Source organism: Amycolatopsis umgeniensis (genome assembly GCF_014205155.1).
In the GTDB taxonomy this organism is placed as follows: Bacteria; Actinomycetota; Actinomycetes; order Mycobacteriales; family Pseudonocardiaceae; genus Amycolatopsis; species Amycolatopsis umgeniensis.
Genome location: NZ_JACHMX010000001.1, coordinates 6,412,973 through 6,430,563 on the forward strand (window position 1 = coordinate 6,412,973; position 17,591 = coordinate 6,430,563).

The 17,591-nt window shown below is 68.8% G+C and carries 13 protein-coding genes; 11 read left to right on the forward strand and 2 right to left on the reverse strand.

The genetic code is table 11. The features are described 5' to 3' along the window. Positions 1–57: 57 nt before the first annotated feature. The 6 genes from HDA45_RS30000 to hrpA all read left to right on the forward strand — a co-directional run bounded on the left by HDA45_RS30000 (position 58) and on the right by hrpA (position 8,818). Complete coding sequence (locus HDA45_RS30000; protein WP_184900937.1) at positions 58–1,530, forward strand: APC family permease; 1,473 nt, start codon at positions 58–60, stop codon at positions 1,528–1,530. After that, a complete protein-coding gene (locus HDA45_RS30005; RefSeq protein ID WP_184900939.1) occupies positions 1,527–2,099 on the forward strand; it encodes a GNAT family N-acetyltransferase in 573 nt (190 codons plus the stop codon). The genes HDA45_RS30000 and HDA45_RS30005 overlap by 4 nt, the downstream gene beginning before the upstream one ends. 23 nt (positions 2,100–2,122) lie before the next feature. Then, positions 2,123–2,434, forward strand: a complete 312-nt coding sequence (locus HDA45_RS30010) for a hypothetical protein (RefSeq protein WP_184900941.1) — start codon at positions 2,123–2,125, stop codon at positions 2,432–2,434. A 41-nt stretch (positions 2,435–2,475) separates the two neighbouring features. Beyond that, positions 2,476–3,684 (forward strand): cation:proton antiporter, encoded by a 1,209-nt coding sequence (locus HDA45_RS30015; RefSeq protein WP_184900943.1) that lies wholly within the window; start codon positions 2,476–2,478, stop codon positions 3,682–3,684. 13 nt (positions 3,685–3,697) lie between these two features. Continuing rightward, positions 3,698–4,861, forward strand: coding sequence for an alpha-hydroxy-acid oxidizing protein (locus tag HDA45_RS30020; protein ID WP_184900945.1), 1,164 nt, complete (start codon positions 3,698–3,700; stop codon positions 4,859–4,861). 69 nt (positions 4,862–4,930) lie between these two features. Further along, positions 4,931–8,818, forward strand: coding sequence for an ATP-dependent RNA helicase HrpA (gene hrpA, locus HDA45_RS30025; protein WP_184900947.1), 3,888 nt, complete (start codon positions 4,931–4,933; stop codon positions 8,816–8,818). 263 nt (positions 8,819–9,081) lie between these two features. On the opposite strand, the gene HDA45_RS30030 is transcribed toward hrpA, so the two are convergent. Continuing rightward, complete coding sequence (locus HDA45_RS30030; protein ID WP_184900949.1) at positions 9,082–10,788, reverse strand: bifunctional 3'-5' exonuclease/DNA polymerase; 1,707 nt, start codon at positions 10,786–10,788, stop codon at positions 9,082–9,084. A 148-nt stretch (positions 10,789–10,936) separates the two neighbouring features. On the opposite strand from HDA45_RS30030, the gene HDA45_RS30035 reads away from it, so the two are divergent. Continuing rightward, positions 10,937–12,571, forward strand: a complete 1,635-nt coding sequence (locus tag HDA45_RS30035) for an acyl-CoA synthetase (RefSeq protein WP_184900951.1) — start codon at positions 10,937–10,939, stop codon at positions 12,569–12,571. Here HDA45_RS30035 and HDA45_RS30040 read toward each other — a convergent pair. Further along, positions 12,568–13,518 (reverse strand): hypothetical protein, encoded by a 951-nt coding sequence (locus HDA45_RS30040; RefSeq protein ID WP_184900953.1) that lies wholly within the window; start codon positions 13,516–13,518, stop codon positions 12,568–12,570. The genes HDA45_RS30035 and HDA45_RS30040 overlap by 4 nt on opposite strands. 261 nt (positions 13,519–13,779) lie before the next feature. On the opposite strand from HDA45_RS30040, the gene HDA45_RS30045 reads away from it, so the two are divergent. The 4 genes from HDA45_RS30045 to HDA45_RS30060 all read left to right on the forward strand — a co-directional run bounded on the left by HDA45_RS30045 (position 13,780) and on the right by HDA45_RS30060 (position 17,587). Next, positions 13,780–15,030, forward strand: a complete 1,251-nt coding sequence (locus HDA45_RS30045; RefSeq protein ID WP_184900955.1) for a S8 family serine peptidase — start codon at positions 13,780–13,782, stop codon at positions 15,028–15,030. A gap of 101 nt (positions 15,031–15,131) precedes the next feature. After that, complete coding sequence (locus tag HDA45_RS30050; protein ID WP_184900957.1) at positions 15,132–15,884, forward strand: SDR family oxidoreductase; 753 nt, start codon at positions 15,132–15,134, stop codon at positions 15,882–15,884. Beyond that, on the forward strand, positions 15,881–16,930 hold the full coding sequence (locus tag HDA45_RS30055; protein WP_184900959.1) for a phosphotransferase family protein: 1,050 nt from the start codon (positions 15,881–15,883) through the stop codon (positions 16,928–16,930). The genes HDA45_RS30050 and HDA45_RS30055 overlap by 4 nt, the downstream gene beginning before the upstream one ends. Beyond that, complete coding sequence (locus tag HDA45_RS30060) at positions 16,931–17,587, forward strand: histidine phosphatase family protein (protein WP_184900961.1); 657 nt, start codon at positions 16,931–16,933, stop codon at positions 17,585–17,587. It abuts the gene before it with no gap. Positions 17,588–17,591 lie beyond the last annotated feature (4 nt).

A 17,591-nucleotide genomic window follows, 5' to 3' on the forward strand; every position in this document is an offset into this window, starting at 1 on the left:
TCAAGAACGTGGATCGAACGCGTTCGCCGCCAAACCGACGTCCGGGGGGACGGGTTCATGGGTACGCACAGACCGCGGCGCGGTCTCGGCCAACGGCGGCTCGGAGCCGCTCAGATCGTCTTCTTCGTGGTGGCGGCGGCGGGTCCGCTCTTCGCCATCGCGGGCGGGGTCCCGACGAACTACGCGGTCACCGGCAATGTCGGTGTGCCCTTGTCGTTCCTCCTGCTCGCTCCGATCCTGGGGCTGTTCGCGGTCGGGTACGCGGCGATGAGCCGCTACATCACCAACGCCGGCGCCTTCTATCCCTACGTCGCCAACGGCGTCGGCAAATCCACCGGCGCCGGGATCGCGTTCGTCACGCTGATCACCTACAACGCCATCCAGATCAGCATCTACGGCCTGTTCGGCTGGTCGGTGTCGACCTGGCTCGGCACGCTCACCGGATCCCCGCCGCCGTGGTGGCTGTGCGCGCTGGTGATGGTGGTGATCGTCGGCGCGCTCGGGGTCCTGCGGATCGACCTCAACGCCAAGGTGCTCGGGGTGGCGCTGTGCCTCGAGGTCGCCGTCGTCGCGATCGTCGACATCGCGTTGTTCGCGAATCCCGCGGGCGGCAGCGTTTCCTGGGTGCCGCTGGAGCCGTCGAGCCTGTTCACCACCGGGGTGGGCGCGGTGTTCGCATTCTCCGCCGCGGCGTTCATCGGTTTCGAGGGCGCGGCGACCTACGGCGAGGAGACGCGCGAGCCCAGCCGCACGGTCGGCCGGGCGACGTTCGCCGCGATCGGCCTCACCGCGGTGCTCTACGTCGTTTCGTCGCTCGCGCTGGCCGTGGGCGCCGGACCCGACGTCATCGTCACCACCGCGGCCGCGCAGGGGCCGGATCTGCTGTTCAACCTGGCGGGTCAACATCTCGGCGGAACGTTCTCCGACATCGCCTACACGCTTTTCGTGACCGGGCAATGCGCGGCGCTGCTGAGCTTCCACAACGCCGTCGCGCGCTACTTCTTCGCGCTGGGCCGGGAAGGGCTGCTGCCGCGTTCGCTGGCCAAGACGAGCAAACGCACCGGCTCCCCGGTGGCCGGATCGCTCACGCAGACCGCGCTCGCCCTGGTGGTCGTGGCCCTGTTCGCGATCGCGGACCGCGACCCGGTGACCGAACTGTTCACCTGGCTCGGCACGACGGCGTCGACCGGGGTCGTGGTGATCATGATCGCCGTCTCGCTTTCGGTGATCGGCTTTTTCAAACGGCGCCGCCACGCCGAAAACGCTTGGCGCCGCTGGATCGCGCCGGGGCTGGCGATCCTCGCGCTGTCGGCCGTGCTCGCGCTGATCCTGGTCAACTTCGATCTGCTGCTCGGCCCGGCGGGCAACTTCGCGTTGCGCTGGGGGCTGCCCGGTCTCGTGGTCCTCGCGGCCCTGGTGGGTTTCCTGCGCGCGGAAGTGCTGCGGACACGCGATCCCGAGACGTACGCCGCCATCGGTGGCCCGCTCGAAGACGAGGACGCGCCGGCCACGCCGAGGTCCGGACGATGACCGTGCGCGCCGCCGGACCGTCCGAAATGGACACCGTGGTCGACGTGCTGTCCGAGGCCTTCCACGAAGACCCGGTCAGCGTGTGGGTCTTCCCCGATGACGGGCGCCGCGCGGTGGCGCTGCCGATCTTCCACCGCGCGATCGCGCGCGGGGCGCTGGCCGCGGGCGGCCACATCGACGTCACCGGCGACCTCTCCGGCGCCGTCCTCTGGACGCCCGCCGGTGCGGAGGACATGGACGGCGAAGCGTTCGCAGGACTCTCCAGGGAAGAACTGGGCAGGCTCGCCGCGTTGTTCGAGTTGATGGAGGAACACGCTCCCGGCGGCGAATACCACCACGCGCAGTTCATCGGCGTCCGCGAGAACGCTCAGCGTCAGGGGATCGGCGCACGGCTGCTGCGGTACGGCCTCGACCGCAACGGAACCGTGCCCGCGTACCTGGAGGCCAGCAGCCCGGAGAGCGCGAAACTGTACCGGCGGCTGGGTTTTCGCGATCATGGCCGGGTTTTCGCGGTCGACGGCGGGCCGCCGATGCTGCCCATGTGGCGGGACCCGTCGATTTGTCTATAAAGGACTGGTAAAGTATCTGTCAGATGACGACGGACCGTGCCCCCGCCCCACGGCACCGTTCCGTCTTCTTCCTGCTGATCTTGCTCGTCTTCGCCTTCGTCACGCCGACGGTCCCCCACGGGCACGGCCGCGCGGCGAAGGAAGACCCGGTCGCCGTCTTCGCGACCCATCCGCTGCCCGCCTTTCACGGCGGCCAAGCAGTTCCGCTCGCCGACGTGCCCGCCGAGACGGCGACCGTCGAGCTCCTCGACGCCGGACCAGCCCCTGAGCAGGGCGAATCCGTCGTCATCAGCCGTGCGGTGCCCCAGGCGCCCGCACGCGCGCCTCCGCGCTGACCCGGTCCTCAGCCAGAAGTCAGCCACCATCGGAGGTCTCCATGAGTTCCGGTCATGCCTTGCTGGCCGTCGGCGGGGCGTTCCTCGCCGCCGGTGTCATCGCCAGAGCCGGCGCCCGCATCGGGCTGCCCACCATCCCCCTGTTCATGCTGGCCGGATTCGTCTTCGGCCCCAACACCCCCGGACTGTCCCTTGTGGACGATCCGAGCGAGCTCGGTGTGCTCGCCGGTCTCGGTCTGGTCTTCCTCCTGTTCTACCTCGGCCTCGAGTTCTCACTCGACGATCTCGCCAAGGGCGGGCGCAAACTCGTCTGGTCCGGGCTGATCTACCTGATCCTCAACATCGGCGGCGGGCTCGCGTTCGGCTTCCTGCTGGGCTGGGGGACCAGGGAAGCGCTGGTCATCGCCGGTGCCATCGGGATCTCGTCGTCGGCGATCGTCACCAAACTCCTGCTCGAAGCGCGCCGGATGAACAACCCCGAATCCCGGCTGATCATGGGCATCATCGTGATCGAGGACCTGTTCCTCGCGCTGTACCTGGCGTTGCTGCAGCCGGTGTTGTCCGGGGCCGGCAGTTTCGGCTCGGCCATGGCCGATTTCGGCAAGGCCTTCGCGTTCCTGATCGTGATGGCCGCGCTCGCCCGCTGGGGCGGCCGGGTGGTGTCGAAGCTGTTCGGCTCGGCCGACGACGAACTGCTGACAGTCTGCTTCGTCGGTGTCGCCGTCATGGGCGCCGCCGTCGCCGAAGAGGTCGGGGTGTCCGACGCCATCGGCGCGTTCATGGTCGGCATGATGCTCGGCGGGTCGAAGGTCGCGCCGCGGATCCACAAGCTGGTGCTCCCGCTGCGGGACGCTTTCGGCGCGCTGTTCTTCTTCATCTTCGGGCTCAGCATCGACCCGAACGCGGTCGGCTCGGTGGTCGTGCCGGTGCTGATCGCGGTGGCGCTGACCATCGTGCTGAACCTGGGCGCGGGAGCGCTGGCCGCGAGACTGCACGGATTCGACCGCCAAGCCGGGGTGAACATCGGGCTGACCGTGCTCACCCGCGGCGAGTTCTCCCTGGTGCTCGCCGCGATGGCGACCGCGGCCGGGCTGGACTCGCGGGTCGCGCCGTTCGTCGCGGGCTACGTCCTGCTGCTGGCCGTGATCGGTCCAGTCGCGGTCATCCGCTCGGAGAAACTCACCTGGTTACTACCGGCGGGTATCGTCCGAGGCTCGACCCGCCGCGAAGAGCCGGCCAGGGCGACGTGACGAGGAGGCCCGGGTGACCGAGCGGTTCGGCGGCTACCAGAACGAGATCTACCTGCAGGGGCTCGGCGGGACTTTCCCGCCGTGCTCCACCGACGCCACGAAACTGGAGGAGTCGGCGCGGGAGATCCTGGAGCCCGGCCCGTTCTGGTACGTCGCGGGCTCGGCCGGTTCGGGCGCCACCGCGCGCGCCAACCGCGAGGCCTTCGACCGCTGGCGCCTGGTGCCCCGGATGCTGACCGGCTCCACCGACCGCGACCTGTCGACGACGGTTCTGGGGACCACGCTGCCGGCGCCGGTGCTGCTGGCGCCGGTCGGTGTCCAGTCGATCGTGCACGAGGGTGCCGAGCCATCGGCCGCGCGGGCGGCGGCGTCGGTCGGCCTGCCCTACATCATGTCGACGGCGTCCTCGACCAGCATCGAGGACGTCGCCGAGGCCAGTGGCGACGGGCAGCGCTGGTTCCAGCTGTACTGGCCGACCGACAACGACGTCTGCGCGAGCATCCTGGCGCGGGCGAAGGCCGCGGGCTTCACCACGCTCGTGGTCACGCTCGACACCTGGACGCTGGCGTGGCGCCCGAACGACCTCGACCACGCGTACCTGCCGTTCATCAAGGGCGAGGGGCTCGGGATCCCGCTCAGCGACCCGGTGTTCCGCGGCCTGCTGGAAAAGACGCCCGAAGAGGACCCGCCCACCGCGATCCTGCGCTGGATCTCGATGATCACCGGCACCGACAGCACCTGGGACAGGCTGCCGTTCCTGCGTGAGCACTGGGACGGGCCGATCGTCCTCAAGGGCATCCAGCACCCCGACGACGCGCGCCGTGCCGTGGAAGCGGGGATGGACGGGATCGTCGTGTCCAACCACGGCGGTCGCCAGGTCGACGGGGCCGTCGGCTCGCTCGACGCGCTCCCGGAGATCGTGGCCGCGGTCGGCGACCGGATCGAGGTGCTGTTCGACTCCGGCATCCGCACCGGCGCCGACATCGCCAAGGCGCTCGCGCTCGGGGCGAAGGCCGTGCTGGTGGGACGGCCCTGGGTGTACGGGCTCGCGCACGCGGGGGAGGAGGGCGTCCGGCACGTGCTGCGGAGCCTGCTCGCCGACCTCGACCTGACCATGGGCCTGTCCGGTCACCGGCGGATCGCCGATCTCACGCCGGGGTCGCTCACCCGTTCCTGACCAGGGGGATGTCGCCTCCGGCATATTCGGAGGCCCTGATCGTCACGCACGGCTATCCTGGTGCCGGTCATGGCTGGTTCCACAACTTCCCCGCTCGGCGCCCTGCGCGCTCGCCTGCCCGAGTTGATGTCGCGCGACGAGCACCGCCTCCGGCGCCGGCTCGACGGTGCCCGGAAAGCGCGGAACGCCGAGAGCGCCGCCGCGCAGATCGAGGCCGACATCGAGGCCGCGGAGCTGCGGGTCACCCGCCGCCGCGACGGCGTCCCGAAGATCTCCTATCCCGAAGAGCTGCCGGTCAGCCAGCGCAAGGACGAGATCGCCGCGGCCATCCGCGATCACCAGGTGGTGATCGTCGCGGGGGAGACCGGCTCCGGGAAGACGACCCAGCTGCCGAAGATCTGTCTCGAACTCGGCCGCGGGATCCGGGGCCAGATCGGGCACACGCAGCCGAGGCGGCTCGCCGCGCGCACGGTCGCCGACCGGATCGCCTCCGAGCTGAACACCGAACTCGGTGAGGCCGTCGGCTACAAGGTCCGGTTCACCGACCAGTCCGGCCAGGACACGCTGGTCAAGCTGATGACCGACGGCATCCTGCTCGCCGAGATCCAGACCGACCGGATGCTGCGGCAGTACGACACGCTGATCATCGACGAGGCGCACGAGCGCAGCCTCAACATCGATTTCATCCTCGGCTACGTCAAGCAGCTCCTGCCGCGCCGTCCCGACCTCAAGGTGATCATCACCTCGGCGACCATCGATCCGGAGCGCTTCTCCCAGCATTTCGACGACGCGCCGATCGTCGAGGTCTCCGGCCGGACGTATCCGGTCGAGGTCCGCTACCGGCCGGTCGTCGACCCAGACGATCCGGACGCCGACACCGATCGTGACCAGACGCAGGCCATCTGCGACGCCGTCGGCGAACTCCAGCACGAGGGCCCCGGGGACATCCTGGTGTTCCTCTCCGGCGAGCGCGAGATCCGCGACACCGCGGACGCACTGTCCAAACTGGACCTGAGGAACACCGAGATCCTCCCGCTGTACGCGCGGCTTTCGTCGTCGGACCAGCATCGGGTGTTCCAGCGTCACACCGGGCGGCGGGTCGTGCTCGCGACGAACGTCGCCGAGACCTCGCTGACCGTGCCGGGTATCAAGTACGTCGTCGACCCCGGCACCGCGAGGATCTCGCGCTACAGCCATCGCACCAAGGTCCAGCGGCTGCCGATCGAGCCGGTCTCGCAGGCGTCCGCGAACCAGCGCAAGGGCCGGTGCGGGCGAACCTCCGACGGTATCTGCGTCCGCCTGTACTCCGAGGACGACTTCGACGCGCGGCCCGAGTTCACCGATCCGGAGATCCTGCGGACCAACCTCGCGTCGGTCATCCTGCAGATGACGTCGCTCGGCCTCGGCGACATCGCGGCGTTCCCGTTCGTCGAACCGCCGGATCGCCGCCAGGTCACCGACGGTGTCCAGCTGCTGCAAGAGCTCGGCGCCTTCGAGATGACCGACGGCAAGAAGCTCACCGAAACCGGCCGCAAGCTGGCGTTGCTCCCTGTCGACCCGCGGATGGCGCGGATGGTGCTGGAAGCCGCGAGCAACGGCTGTGTGCGGGAAGTGATGATCATCGCCGCCGCGCTGTCCATCCAGGACCCGCGCGAGCGGCCCGCGGAGAAGCAGCAGGCGGCGGACGAGCAGCACGCGCGCTTCGCCGACAAGACGTCCGACTTCCTGGCGTACCTGAACCTGTGGGAGTACGTCAGCGAGCAGCAGAAGGCGTTGTCCAGCAACCAGTTCCGCCGGTTGTGCCGTAACGAGTACCTGAACTACCTGCGTATCCGCGAATGGCAGGACATCTTCAGCCAGCTCCGCCAGCTGGCCAAACCGCTCGGCATCACCCTCGCCACGGTTTCCACCGGCCCGGCCGATCCGCAACGTGTGCACACGTCGCTGATCGCCGGGCTGTTGTCGCATGTGGGGCTCAAGGATCCGGCGAAGGGCGACTACCTCGGCGCGCGGGGAGCGCGGTTCTCGGTGTTCCCGGGTTCGGCGCTGTTCAAGAAGCAGCCGCGGTTCGTGATGTCGGCCGAACTGGTCGAGACTTCGCGCCTGTGGGGCCGGGTCAACGCGCGGATCGAGCCGGAATGGGTCGAGCCGCTCGCCGGGCACGTGGTGAAGCGGAACTATTCCGAGCCGCACTGGGAACGCAAGCAGGGCGCGGTGATGGCGCTCGAGAAGGTGACCCTGTACGGGGTCCCGCTGGTCGCCGACCGCCGGGTCAACTACGGCCGGATCGACCCGGAGATGAGCCGCGAGCTGTTCATCCGGCACGCGCTGGTCGAAGGCGACTGGGAGACCAGGCACCACTTCTTCCGCGAGAACCGCGCGCTGCTCGACGAGGTCGAGGATCTGGAGAACCGGGCCCGGCGCCGCGACATTCTGGTCGACGACGAGACGCTGTTCGAGTTCTACGAGCAGCGCGTCCCGGCGGACGTCGTCTCCGCACGGCATTTCGACAGCTGGTGGAAGAAGGCGCGGCACACCGAGCCCGATCTGCTGAGCTTCGAGAAGACGATGCTCATCAACGAGACCGCGGGTGGCGTACGCGAGGCCGACTACCCCGACTTCTGGACCCAGGGCACACAGACCTTCAAGCTCACGTACCAGTTCGAGCCGGGCGCGGACGCGGACGGTGTCACCGTGCACATCCCGCTGCCGGTGCTGAACCAGGTCACCCCGGACGGCTTCGACTGGCAGGTCCCCGGCCTGCGCGAAGAACTGGTGACGCAGCTGATCAAATCGCTGCCCAAGGCGATCCGGCGCAACTTCGTGCCGGCGCCCGATCACGCGAAGCTCGTGTTGTCCCGGGTCGGCCCGGCCGACGGGCCGCTGCTGCACGCCGCCGCCGACGAGCTGGAAGCGTTGCGCGGGGTGGTGATCCCGGACGACGCTTGGCAGCTGTCCGCGGTACCCGAGCATTTGAAGATGACCTTCCGCGTGGTCGACGTCCGCGGCAAGAAGGTGTCCGAGGGCAAGGACATCGAGGCGCTCAAACGGGACCTGAGCGGCCAGGTGCGCGCGACGATCTCCCAGGCCGCCGACAGCATCGAGCGCCAGGGCCTGACCACACCCGCGTTCGGCGAGCTGCCGAAGGTGTTCGCGAGCAAGCAGCGCGGGCACGACGTCAAGGCGTATCCGGCGCTGGTCGACGAAGGCGGCACCGTGGCGGTGCGGCTGCTCGACACGCCGGGGCAGCAGGAAAAGTCGATGTGGGCGGGCACACGGCGGATGCTGCGGCTGAACCTGCCGTCGCCGATGAAGTTCATCACCCGCAACCTCGGCAACTCGTCGAAGCTCGTGCTGAACCGGAATCCGCACGGCTCCGTGGCGGCCCTGCTCGAAGACTGCGTCGACTGCGCCGTCGACAAGCTTGTGGCCGACAACGGCGGCCCGCGCTGGGACGAGGCCGGTTTCGCCGTCCTGCAGGAAAAGGTGCGCGCCGGGCTGAACGCCGGGGTGCTCGACGTGCTGACCAACGTCGAGAAGATCCTGCGCGCGGCGAACGACGTCGAAACGCGGCTGGCCGACACCCGCGGTCCGGCGGATTCGCTCGCGGACATCCGTTCGCAGCTGAACGGGCTGGTGCACAAGGGTTTCGTCACCGAGACCGGGCAAGACAGGCTCAAGCACGTCGTCCGGTACCTGCGCGGGATCGAACGGCGACTGGAGAAACTCCCGACCGAGCCGACCCGTGACATCCAGCGCACCGGCGACATCGCGTGGCTGCGCAACGAGTACCAGACCGCGCTCGACGCGGTGCCGCCCGGGACTTCGTCACCTGCCCTGCAAGAGATCCGGTGGATGATCGAGGAACTGCGGGTCAGCTTCTTCGCCCAGACACTCGGCACCGCCCACCCCGTTTCCCTCAAGCGGGTCATCAAGGCCCTCGACGACGCCGCCTGACCACGCGAGTCCCGCCCCCAATCACGCGTGGCCCGCCTCCAATCACGCGAGTCCCGCCCCCAATCACGCGTGTCCCGCCTCCAATCACGCGAGTCCCGCCCCCAATCACACGTGTCCCGTCCTCAATCACGAGTGTCGTCCCTCCGATCACGCGAGTTCGTCGCCCGATCACGGGTGTTCCGCTGGCTGGAAGGCGGAACTCGCGTGATTGAGGGGCGAACTCGCGTGATCAGAGGCGGAACTCGCGTGCTTGGGGGCGGAACTCACTTCGCGTCGGCGTAGGTGTCCACGGCGGCGATGTGCAGCGGGAACCGGACCGGGCAGGCGGTGCCGAACAGCATCCGCGCCGCCTCCGCCATGCTGTCCACAATGGACTGTGAGACCTCGTCGGCGAACTCGGCGGGGGTGTGCACCAGGACCTCGTCGTGCTGGAAGAACACCAGATGCGCGGGGGAGGGGAGCTTTCCCCGCAGGGTCGCCAGCAGGACCGCTGTCATGTCGGCCGCACTCGCCTGCACGACGAAGTTCCGGGTGAACCGGCCCCAGTTGCGTGACGCCTGGCGGGCCTTGAGCTCGCCGGCCTCGTCCTCCGCGACGCCGCCGGTCAGCGCGCGCCAGGCCTCCGACGGCGCGGGTGACGTCCGGCCCAGCCGGGAGCGGACACGCTCACCGCGTTCCCCCGCCTGCGCGGCACGCTCCACATAGGACACCGCGTCCGGGAACCTGGTCCGCAGCAACGCCAGCAGCGGTCCCGCCTCGCCGGACGTGCCGCCGTACATCGCCGACAGCATCGCGATCTTCGCCCGGTCCCGATCGTCGCGGTCGTCCCAGGCGGGCACCGGAACACGGCGGACTCCGGAGAACATCGCCTCGGCGAGGCTCGCGTACAGATCCGTGGCCGCGGCGACGTCGGCCAGCTTGCGGTCCCCGGACAGCGCCGTCAGCACCCGCGGCTCCAGTTGCGCGGCGTCGGCGACCACCAATTTCCAGCCCGGATCCGCCCGGACGCAGGTCCGCAGCACCTTCGGGATCTGCAGTGCGCCACCACCCCGGCTCGCCCAGCGTCCCGAGACGACCCCGCCGACGATGTAGTGCGGGCGGAACCGGCCGTCGTGCACCCACTCGTCGAGCCAGGTCCAGCCGTTGGCCGAATGCAGCCGCGCGAGTTCCTTGTACTCCAGCAGCGGCGGGACGGCGGGGTGGTCGATGTCGCGCAGCAGGTACTTCCTCGCCGACGTGACCTCGATGCCCTCGCGTCCGAGCGCCCGGACGACGCTGGCCGGGGCATCCGGGTTGACCGGACGACCGCCGAAAGCGTCGCTGATCTTCGCCGCCAGCTCGACCAGCCGCTTCGGACGGCTCCCGGCGGGCACGCGTGGCCCGAGCTGGTCGGCGAGCAACTGGAGGTGCAGATCGGCTCGCCACGGCAAGCCGTCGGCCGACATCTCCGCGGCCGCCAGCGCGCTCGCCGACTCCGCCGCGAAAAGCAGCCGGAGCCGCTCCGGATGCTCGGTGAGCGCGACCCGCTTCTCCTGCTCGGCCAGCACCCGGCGGGCCGCGTCGAGCAGGGTGACACCGGGCGGCAGTCGGGGACCGCGCGTCTCGAACAGCGTCGGCTGGTCGTCCTCGGCCCAGACCGGCGCCTCGTCGGCGGGCGCCTCCTGACCGTTCGCCCTGGCCAGCGCGCCGTGCAGGCTCCGGGACTCCTGCGGACGGCCCTCGTGCGCCAGCAGCAGACCCTCGGTCAGCGTCAGGTCGTGACACCGCCGCACCCGGACGCCCGCCTTGATCAACGCCGGATACGTCCGTTCGACCGACGGGAACACCCAACGGGGTGAGTGCTCCGCCTCCGAACTCCGTACCCGGTCCACGAACTCCGGGAGCTTCAGGCCTCGCAGCGGCCGTTCCCCGGAAATCGAGATCGCGAAGTCGCCCTCTTCCTCTTGACCTGCGATCGCCTGCACACTCACATTGTGGTGGTTCCCACCGACATTTCTGTCACCAGACGGTTAGTGCGCCTGCGCTATCGGTCGGCTACTGTCGAGTAGCAACCCATACCGCCGGTACGCGAACACCGTCGGCATGGTGTCTCGCCGCAGCAGCAACGGAGGTGCCCGGATGAGAAACCCCACCGGCCTCGCCACCATGGTGGCGGGCAAGGTGACCGAGACCGTGCGGAGTATCGACGTGATGCGCCAAGCGGGCCTGCTCCCGATCCCGAGGGTCGACGAGGGCCTGCGCTCGCTGGTCATGGTGCGGAAGTGGGGTCCGTTCGCCGGCGCGAACATGATCGCCGCCCGCCGGGACCCGACCGCGACGGGCATCATCGACGAACTCGGCCCGCTGACCTTCAAGCAGCTCGACACCCAGTCGAACGCGCTGGCCAGGGCGTGGTCCGAACGCGGTCTCGGCCCGGGTTCGGTGATCGCGGCGTTGTGCCGGGACCACCGCGGTCTCGTGCTGACGATGCTCGCCTCGGGCAAACTCGGCGCGAAACTGCTGCTGATGAACACCGGGTTCGCCAAACCGCAGCTCGCGGACGTCTCGAAGCGCGAAGGTGTCACGGCGCTCGTGTACGACCAGGAGTTCACCGACCTGCTGGACGCTGTCGAGGGCGAGGTCGACCACTACCTCGCGTGGGTCGACTCGGACACCGTGCGCCCCCGCGACATCCCGGTCGTCACCGAACTGGTCGCGAGCACCGACGACCGTCCGTGGCCCGCGCCCGCCAAACCGGGTGGCTTCATCCTCCTGACCAGCGGCACCACCGGGACGCCGAAGGGCGCGCCGCGGCCGCACACCTCCGCGCTCGCCTCCGCGCAGTTCCTCGACCGCATCCCGCTGCGGACCGGCGAGGCGACCTACATGGGCGCGCCGCTGTTCCACGGCACCGGGCTTTCGCAGTTCATCCTGTCCTTCGCGCTCGGCTCGAAGGTCGTCATGCGGCGCAAGTTCGTGCCGGAGGAGACGCTGCGCGGGGTCGCGGAGAACCGCTGCACCACGCTCGTCCTGGTTCCGACGATGCTGCAGCGGATCGTCGACCTGCCCGAAGAGATCCGCGCCAAGTACGACACCTCGTGCCTGCGGATCATCTTCGTCGCGGGCTCCGCGCTGTCCCCGGACCTCGGGAACCGCGCGACCACCGCGTTCGGCGACGTCGTGCACAACCTCTACGGTTCGACCGAGGTCGCGGTCGCCACGGTCGCGACGCCCGAGGACTGGCGCAAGGCGCCGGGCACGGTCGGCCGCGCGCCGGTGGGCTGCAAGGTCGCGCTGTACGACGAAAAGGGCGGCAAGATCACCGAGCCGCACGTCACCGGCCGGGTGTTCGTCGGCAGCGGGCTCAGCTTCCAGGGCTACACCGACGGCCGGAACAAGGAGATCATCGACGGTCTCCTCTCCAGTGGCGACGTCGGCCATTTCGACGAGGACGGCTTGCTGTTCATCGACGGCCGCGACGACGAGATGATCGTCTCCGGCGGCGAGAACGTCTTCCCGATCGAGGTGGAGAATCTCCTGGTCGAACGCGAGGACGTACTCGAGGCGGCGGTCATCGGCGTCGAGGATCCCGAGTTCGGGCAGCGGCTGAAGGCGTTCGTGGTGCGGGCCGAGAAGTCGGATCTGGACGTCGAGGGGGTGCGTGAGTACGTCAAGGCCAACCTCGCCCGGTACAAGGTGCCGCGCGACGTGGAGTTCCTCGACGAGCTACCGCGCAACGCGACCGGGAAGGTGCTGCGCACCAAGCTGCACTAGTACTCCCAGTCGATGCCGAAAACGCCGGGACCGAAGTCGAGCGCGACGGCGTGGACACCGCTGCCCTGGTCCAGGGTGAGTTCCTTCCGGTCCAGCGGTGAGGTGCCTTGCCGGGAGTATTGCCAGCATTTCGTCGGGATGGTGTCCGGGTCGAACCGGATCTCCAGCAGGTACTCCCGGACCGGACGCCGGAACTCGCGATAGTGCGTGTTCCGGCATTCCGGGTACGGCGGCCCCGGGTTCGTCAGGGAATACTCGATCAGATGCGTCTCACCGCGATCGATCGGCCGGTCGAAGAGCAGTTCGGCCACCGTGAGCCCGTGCTCGTCGTCGACCTCGGCGCGGCCGACGTGGCAGTTGCGCAGCGTGTTCAGCACCGGCGGCCCCGCCTCCGGATCGCCCTGGGCGTAGACCAGCAGCCAGCGGTCCTGCCCGTCCGCGCCCGCCTGGAACACCGCCCGCGCGGTCACCGCGCGTTGCCCGCCGTCCGCGGCGATCTCGCACAGATCGTGCAGGCCGACCAGTTTCAGCTGATGGTGTTGTTCGAGCGCGTTGGGGGCGCCGACCTTCTCCAGCAGCGCCTGGAGCGCTTCGAGAGGGAAGGTCATCGGCTGTTCGGTGGTGGCGCGGCTGCGGCGTGAGGACGCTCCGCGCGGCCTCGGCGGCGGCAGCAGGCTGAGCAGCGAACCCGCGGGAACCGCCAGTACCTCTTCGAGGACCCGGACGGCGGACAGTGAACTCTGCCGTTCCGGCTGGCGTTTACCCGACTGCCAGTAACTCAACGCGGTGACGCTGACCGACGCGCCACGGGCCAAGAGCCGGGCTTGGATCCGATCGAGACTCAGGCCGCTGGTGGCGATGGCCGATCGCAACGCCGTGGCGAACGCGGTACGCGGCTCCTCTTCGTCGTTCGTGGTCACTCGGTCCGCCGTGCTCCCCGCCACCATATGTCGCCCGACCGCCCCCGCCTGCCGTTTCTTGACACCCTCGGAGTTGATAACAACACGAATAACTTTATCAGTCTGGGGTAACACTCCAGGGGCGCCTTCTGCCAGGCGAAAACGCCTTTCCGGACGAGCGTGACTAGTCCGTATGGCCTAGTACTGGTAACTGTGAATCATTGCCCGGCACCTTGCGAACCGGTTTGCATGGCTGCAGCAACGATCATCCTCCCGGGTGATCCGCACGGCGCGGCAGGAAGGGAACCAGTGAGCAAGTCCCGGAAGAACCTGAAGTCCCGAAAGACCCGTAGCGGTTTGGTGGCGGGGGTCGCCCTCGCCGGTGTGACCGCGGCGGTCGCCACGTTCGGTGCGGGTGCGGCCAACGCCGACCAGCAGGGCGAGATCCGCGGCGCCGGCGCGGCCAACGCGGTCGGCGGCAGCTACATCGTCGTCCTCAAGCCCACCGCGGTCGGCCAGGGCGTGGCCGCGGCGAGCGAGATCACCGCGAACGTCGCCTCCAAGGCGCAGGGCCTCACCGGTCAGTACGGCACCACGCTTTCCCGCACGTTCGGCTCGGCGCTGAACGGCTTCTCGATCAAGGCCGACGAGGCCGCCGCGAAGCGTCTCGCCGCCGACCCGCAGGTCGCGTACGTCGTCCAGAACAAGACGTTCAAGATCAGCGAAACCCAGGACAACCCGCCGTCGTGGGGCCTCGACCGCGTCGACCAGGCGGACCTGCCGCTCGACCAGAAATACACCTACCCGACGAAGGCCGACAACGTCACCGCCTACGTCATCGACACCGGTGTCCGCGGCTCGCACAAGGACTTCGGTGACCGCGCGACCGGCGGCAAGGACTTCGTCGACAACGACGACACCCCCAACGACGAGCACGGCCACGGCACGCACGTCGCCGGCACCATCGGCGGCACGGACCACGGCCTGGCCAAGGGCGTCAAGATCGTCGGCGTGCGCGTGCTGGACGCCAACGGCAGCGGCACCACCGAAGGTGTCGTCGCCGGTGTCGACTGGGTCGCGGCGAACGCCAAGGGCCCGTCGGTCGCGAACATGAGCCTGGGCGGTGGCGCGGACGACGCCCTGGACGAGTCGGTCAAGGGAGCCATCGCCAAGGGCGTGACCTTCGCGCTCGCGGCGGGCAACGAGTCCTCCGACGCCGGCACCACCTCGCCGGCCCGTGTCAAGGAGGCCATCACGGTGGCCGCCAGCGACAAGACCGACAAGCAGGCCAGCTTCTCGAACTACGGTTCGGTCGTCGACCTGTACGCGCCGGGTGTCGACATCACCTCGTCGTGGGGAACCGGTGACGACGCCACGAACACCATCAGTGGCACCTCGATGGCTTCGCCGCACGTCGCGGGCGCTGCCGCGCTCTACCTCTCGGCCCACCCTGACGCCACCCCGGCCCAGGTCGCCGAAGGTCTGGTCGCCGCGGCCGCCGACGGCAAGATCAGCAACCCGACCGGTGGCACGGCGAACAAGCTGCTCCAGGTGAAGTAAGCGCTCCTTTCGGACAGGCTGCCCCCGGCGAATCCCAGGCGCCGGGGGCAGCCGCCTGTCCGAGGGGCGCCGGACTTGTTACCAACGGGTAAGCTCCAGCCATGGTCCTGCGGAAGAACATCCTGATCACCGGGGCGAGCTCCGGACTCGGCGAGGGAATGGCCAGGCAGTACGCCGCAAGAGGCCGCAATCTGGCACTGGCGGCACGTCGTGTCGACAGGCTCGACACCCTCGCCGCGGAGCTCAAGAAGGCCTACCCGGGCATCACCGTGATCACCCGGAAGCTGGACGTGAACGACCACGACCAGGTCTTCACCGTCTTCGAGGAGTTCCGCGAGGAGCTCGGATCCCTCGACCGCGTGATCGTGAACGCGGGCCTCGGCAAGGGCCAGCCGATCGGCTCCGGCCGGTTCGACGCCAACCGCCAGACCCTGCAGACGAACTTCCTCGCCGCGGCCGCCCAGATCGAGGCCGCCGCCGGCATCTTCCGCAAGCAGAAGGAAGGCCACCTCGTCGTGGTTTCCTCCTTCTCCGCGCTTCGCGCCTTCCCCGGCAACCTGACCGCGTATGCCGCTTCGAAGGCGGGCGTCTCGGCGCTGACCGAGGGCACTCGGATCGAGCTCATGAAGACGCCGATCAAGGTCACCCAGCTGCTGCCCGGCTTCATCGAGTCGGAGATGAACGTGGACATCTCGAAGATCCCGCTCGCCACCAAGGCGGAAGCCGGCGCGCAGGCGCTGGTCAAGGCGATCGAAACCGAGAAGCCGAAGGCGTTCGTGCCGTCGTGGCCGTGGAGCCTGCTCGCGAAGGTGTTCCGGTTCGTCCCGGTGTCGGTGCTGAAGAAGTTCGGATGACCTCGGCCGCGGACAAGACCGTCGAGGTACGCGGTGAGGACTCGTTCGACCCCGCCGCGGTGCACGCCTGGCTGGCCGGACCCGGCGACTCGCCGCCCGAGGTCCGTCAGTTCCCCGGTGGTGCCTCGAACCTCACCTACCTGCTGACCTACCCGGACCGGGAACTGATCTTGCGGCGCCCGCCCCTCGGGCACAAGGCCGCTTCCGCGCACGACATGCGCCGCGAGTTCCGGGTCCAGCGGGCTTTGCGGCCTGTCTTCCCTTATGTGCCCGAGGTTCTCGCCTTCTGCGACGACGAAACCGTGCTCGGCGGCGACTTCTACGTGATGGAACGCCTCGAAGGCTTGATCCTGCGAGGAGACCTTCCTCCAGGGCTCGACCTGACGGCGGAGAGCGCGCTCGAGCTGTGCGGCAAGGTCGTCGACAGGCTGGTGGAGTTGCACGCCGTCGACGTGGAGGCCGCCGGGCTGGCCGATCTCGGCAAGGGCGCCGGTTACGTCGAACGTCAGGTGCGCGGCTGGTCGGAGCGGTTCCTCAAGGCGCGCACGGACAACGTCCCGGACTGCGCCGAGGTGATGGCGTGGCTGAAGGAGAATCAGCCGTCCGAGGTCAAGATCTGCCTGATCCACAACGACTACCGGCTCGACAACCTGGTGCTCGACGACGAGCTCGACATCGTCGGCGTGCTCGATTGGGAGATGGCCACCCTCGGCGATCCGCTGATGGAACTCGGCAGCACCCTCGCGTACTGGGTGCAGGACGACGATGACGACGTCATGAAGCTCAGCCGCCGTCAGCCGACGCATGTGCCGGGGATGTACACGCGCGAGGAATTCGTCCGGCGGTACGCGGAGCGCTCCGGTCTCGAGATCGGCGACTGGACGTTTTACGAGGTGTACGGCCTGTTCCGGCTCGCGGTGGTGATCCAGCAGATCTACTACCGTTTCCACGAAGGACAGACGACGAACCCGGCGCTGAAGGATCTCTGGCAGTTCGTCGGCTATCTCGACGGACGTTGCCGCCGGATCATCGGAGGGCGGGCGTAGATGGGTGCGATCTACCTGGTCCGGCACGGGCAGGCTTCGTTCGGCGCGGAGAATTACGACCAGCTCTCGCCGCGCGGCTTCGAACAGTCCACCGTGGTCGGTGAGGAACTGCTGCGGCGAGGTGTCGAGTTCACCCAGGCGCGAGCCGGTTCCCTTGCCCGCCAACGGGACACGGCGGCGACGGCGTTGAAGACGCTCGGCTCCGGAATCGCCGTCGTCGAGGACGAACGCTGGAACGAGTACGATCACGTCGACATCGCGAAGTACCATGCCGCCGGGGTTCAGCAGACCGATTCGCGGGCGTATCAGGCCGCGTTGGACGGTGCGCTGAGCGCTTGGGTCTCGGCGGGGGCTTCCGGTCCGTGCGCCGAGACGTGGCCCCAGTTCTTGGAGCGGGTGAAGGGCGCGCTGGCGGATGTCGTGGCGTCACTGGGCAAGGGCGAGCACGCCGTCGTCTTCAGCTCCGGCGGTGTGATCGCGACGGTTTGCGGCGCGCTGATGGGCACGCCCGAAGCGGGACTGCTGAAGCTGAACCGGGTCACCGTGAACGCGGGCATCACCAAACTGGTGTCCGGCCGCGGCGGGGTGACCTTGTTGTCGTTCAACGAACATCCGCATTTCGAGGCGGAAGCCGCGGAACTGCTCACCTACCGCTAGGAGA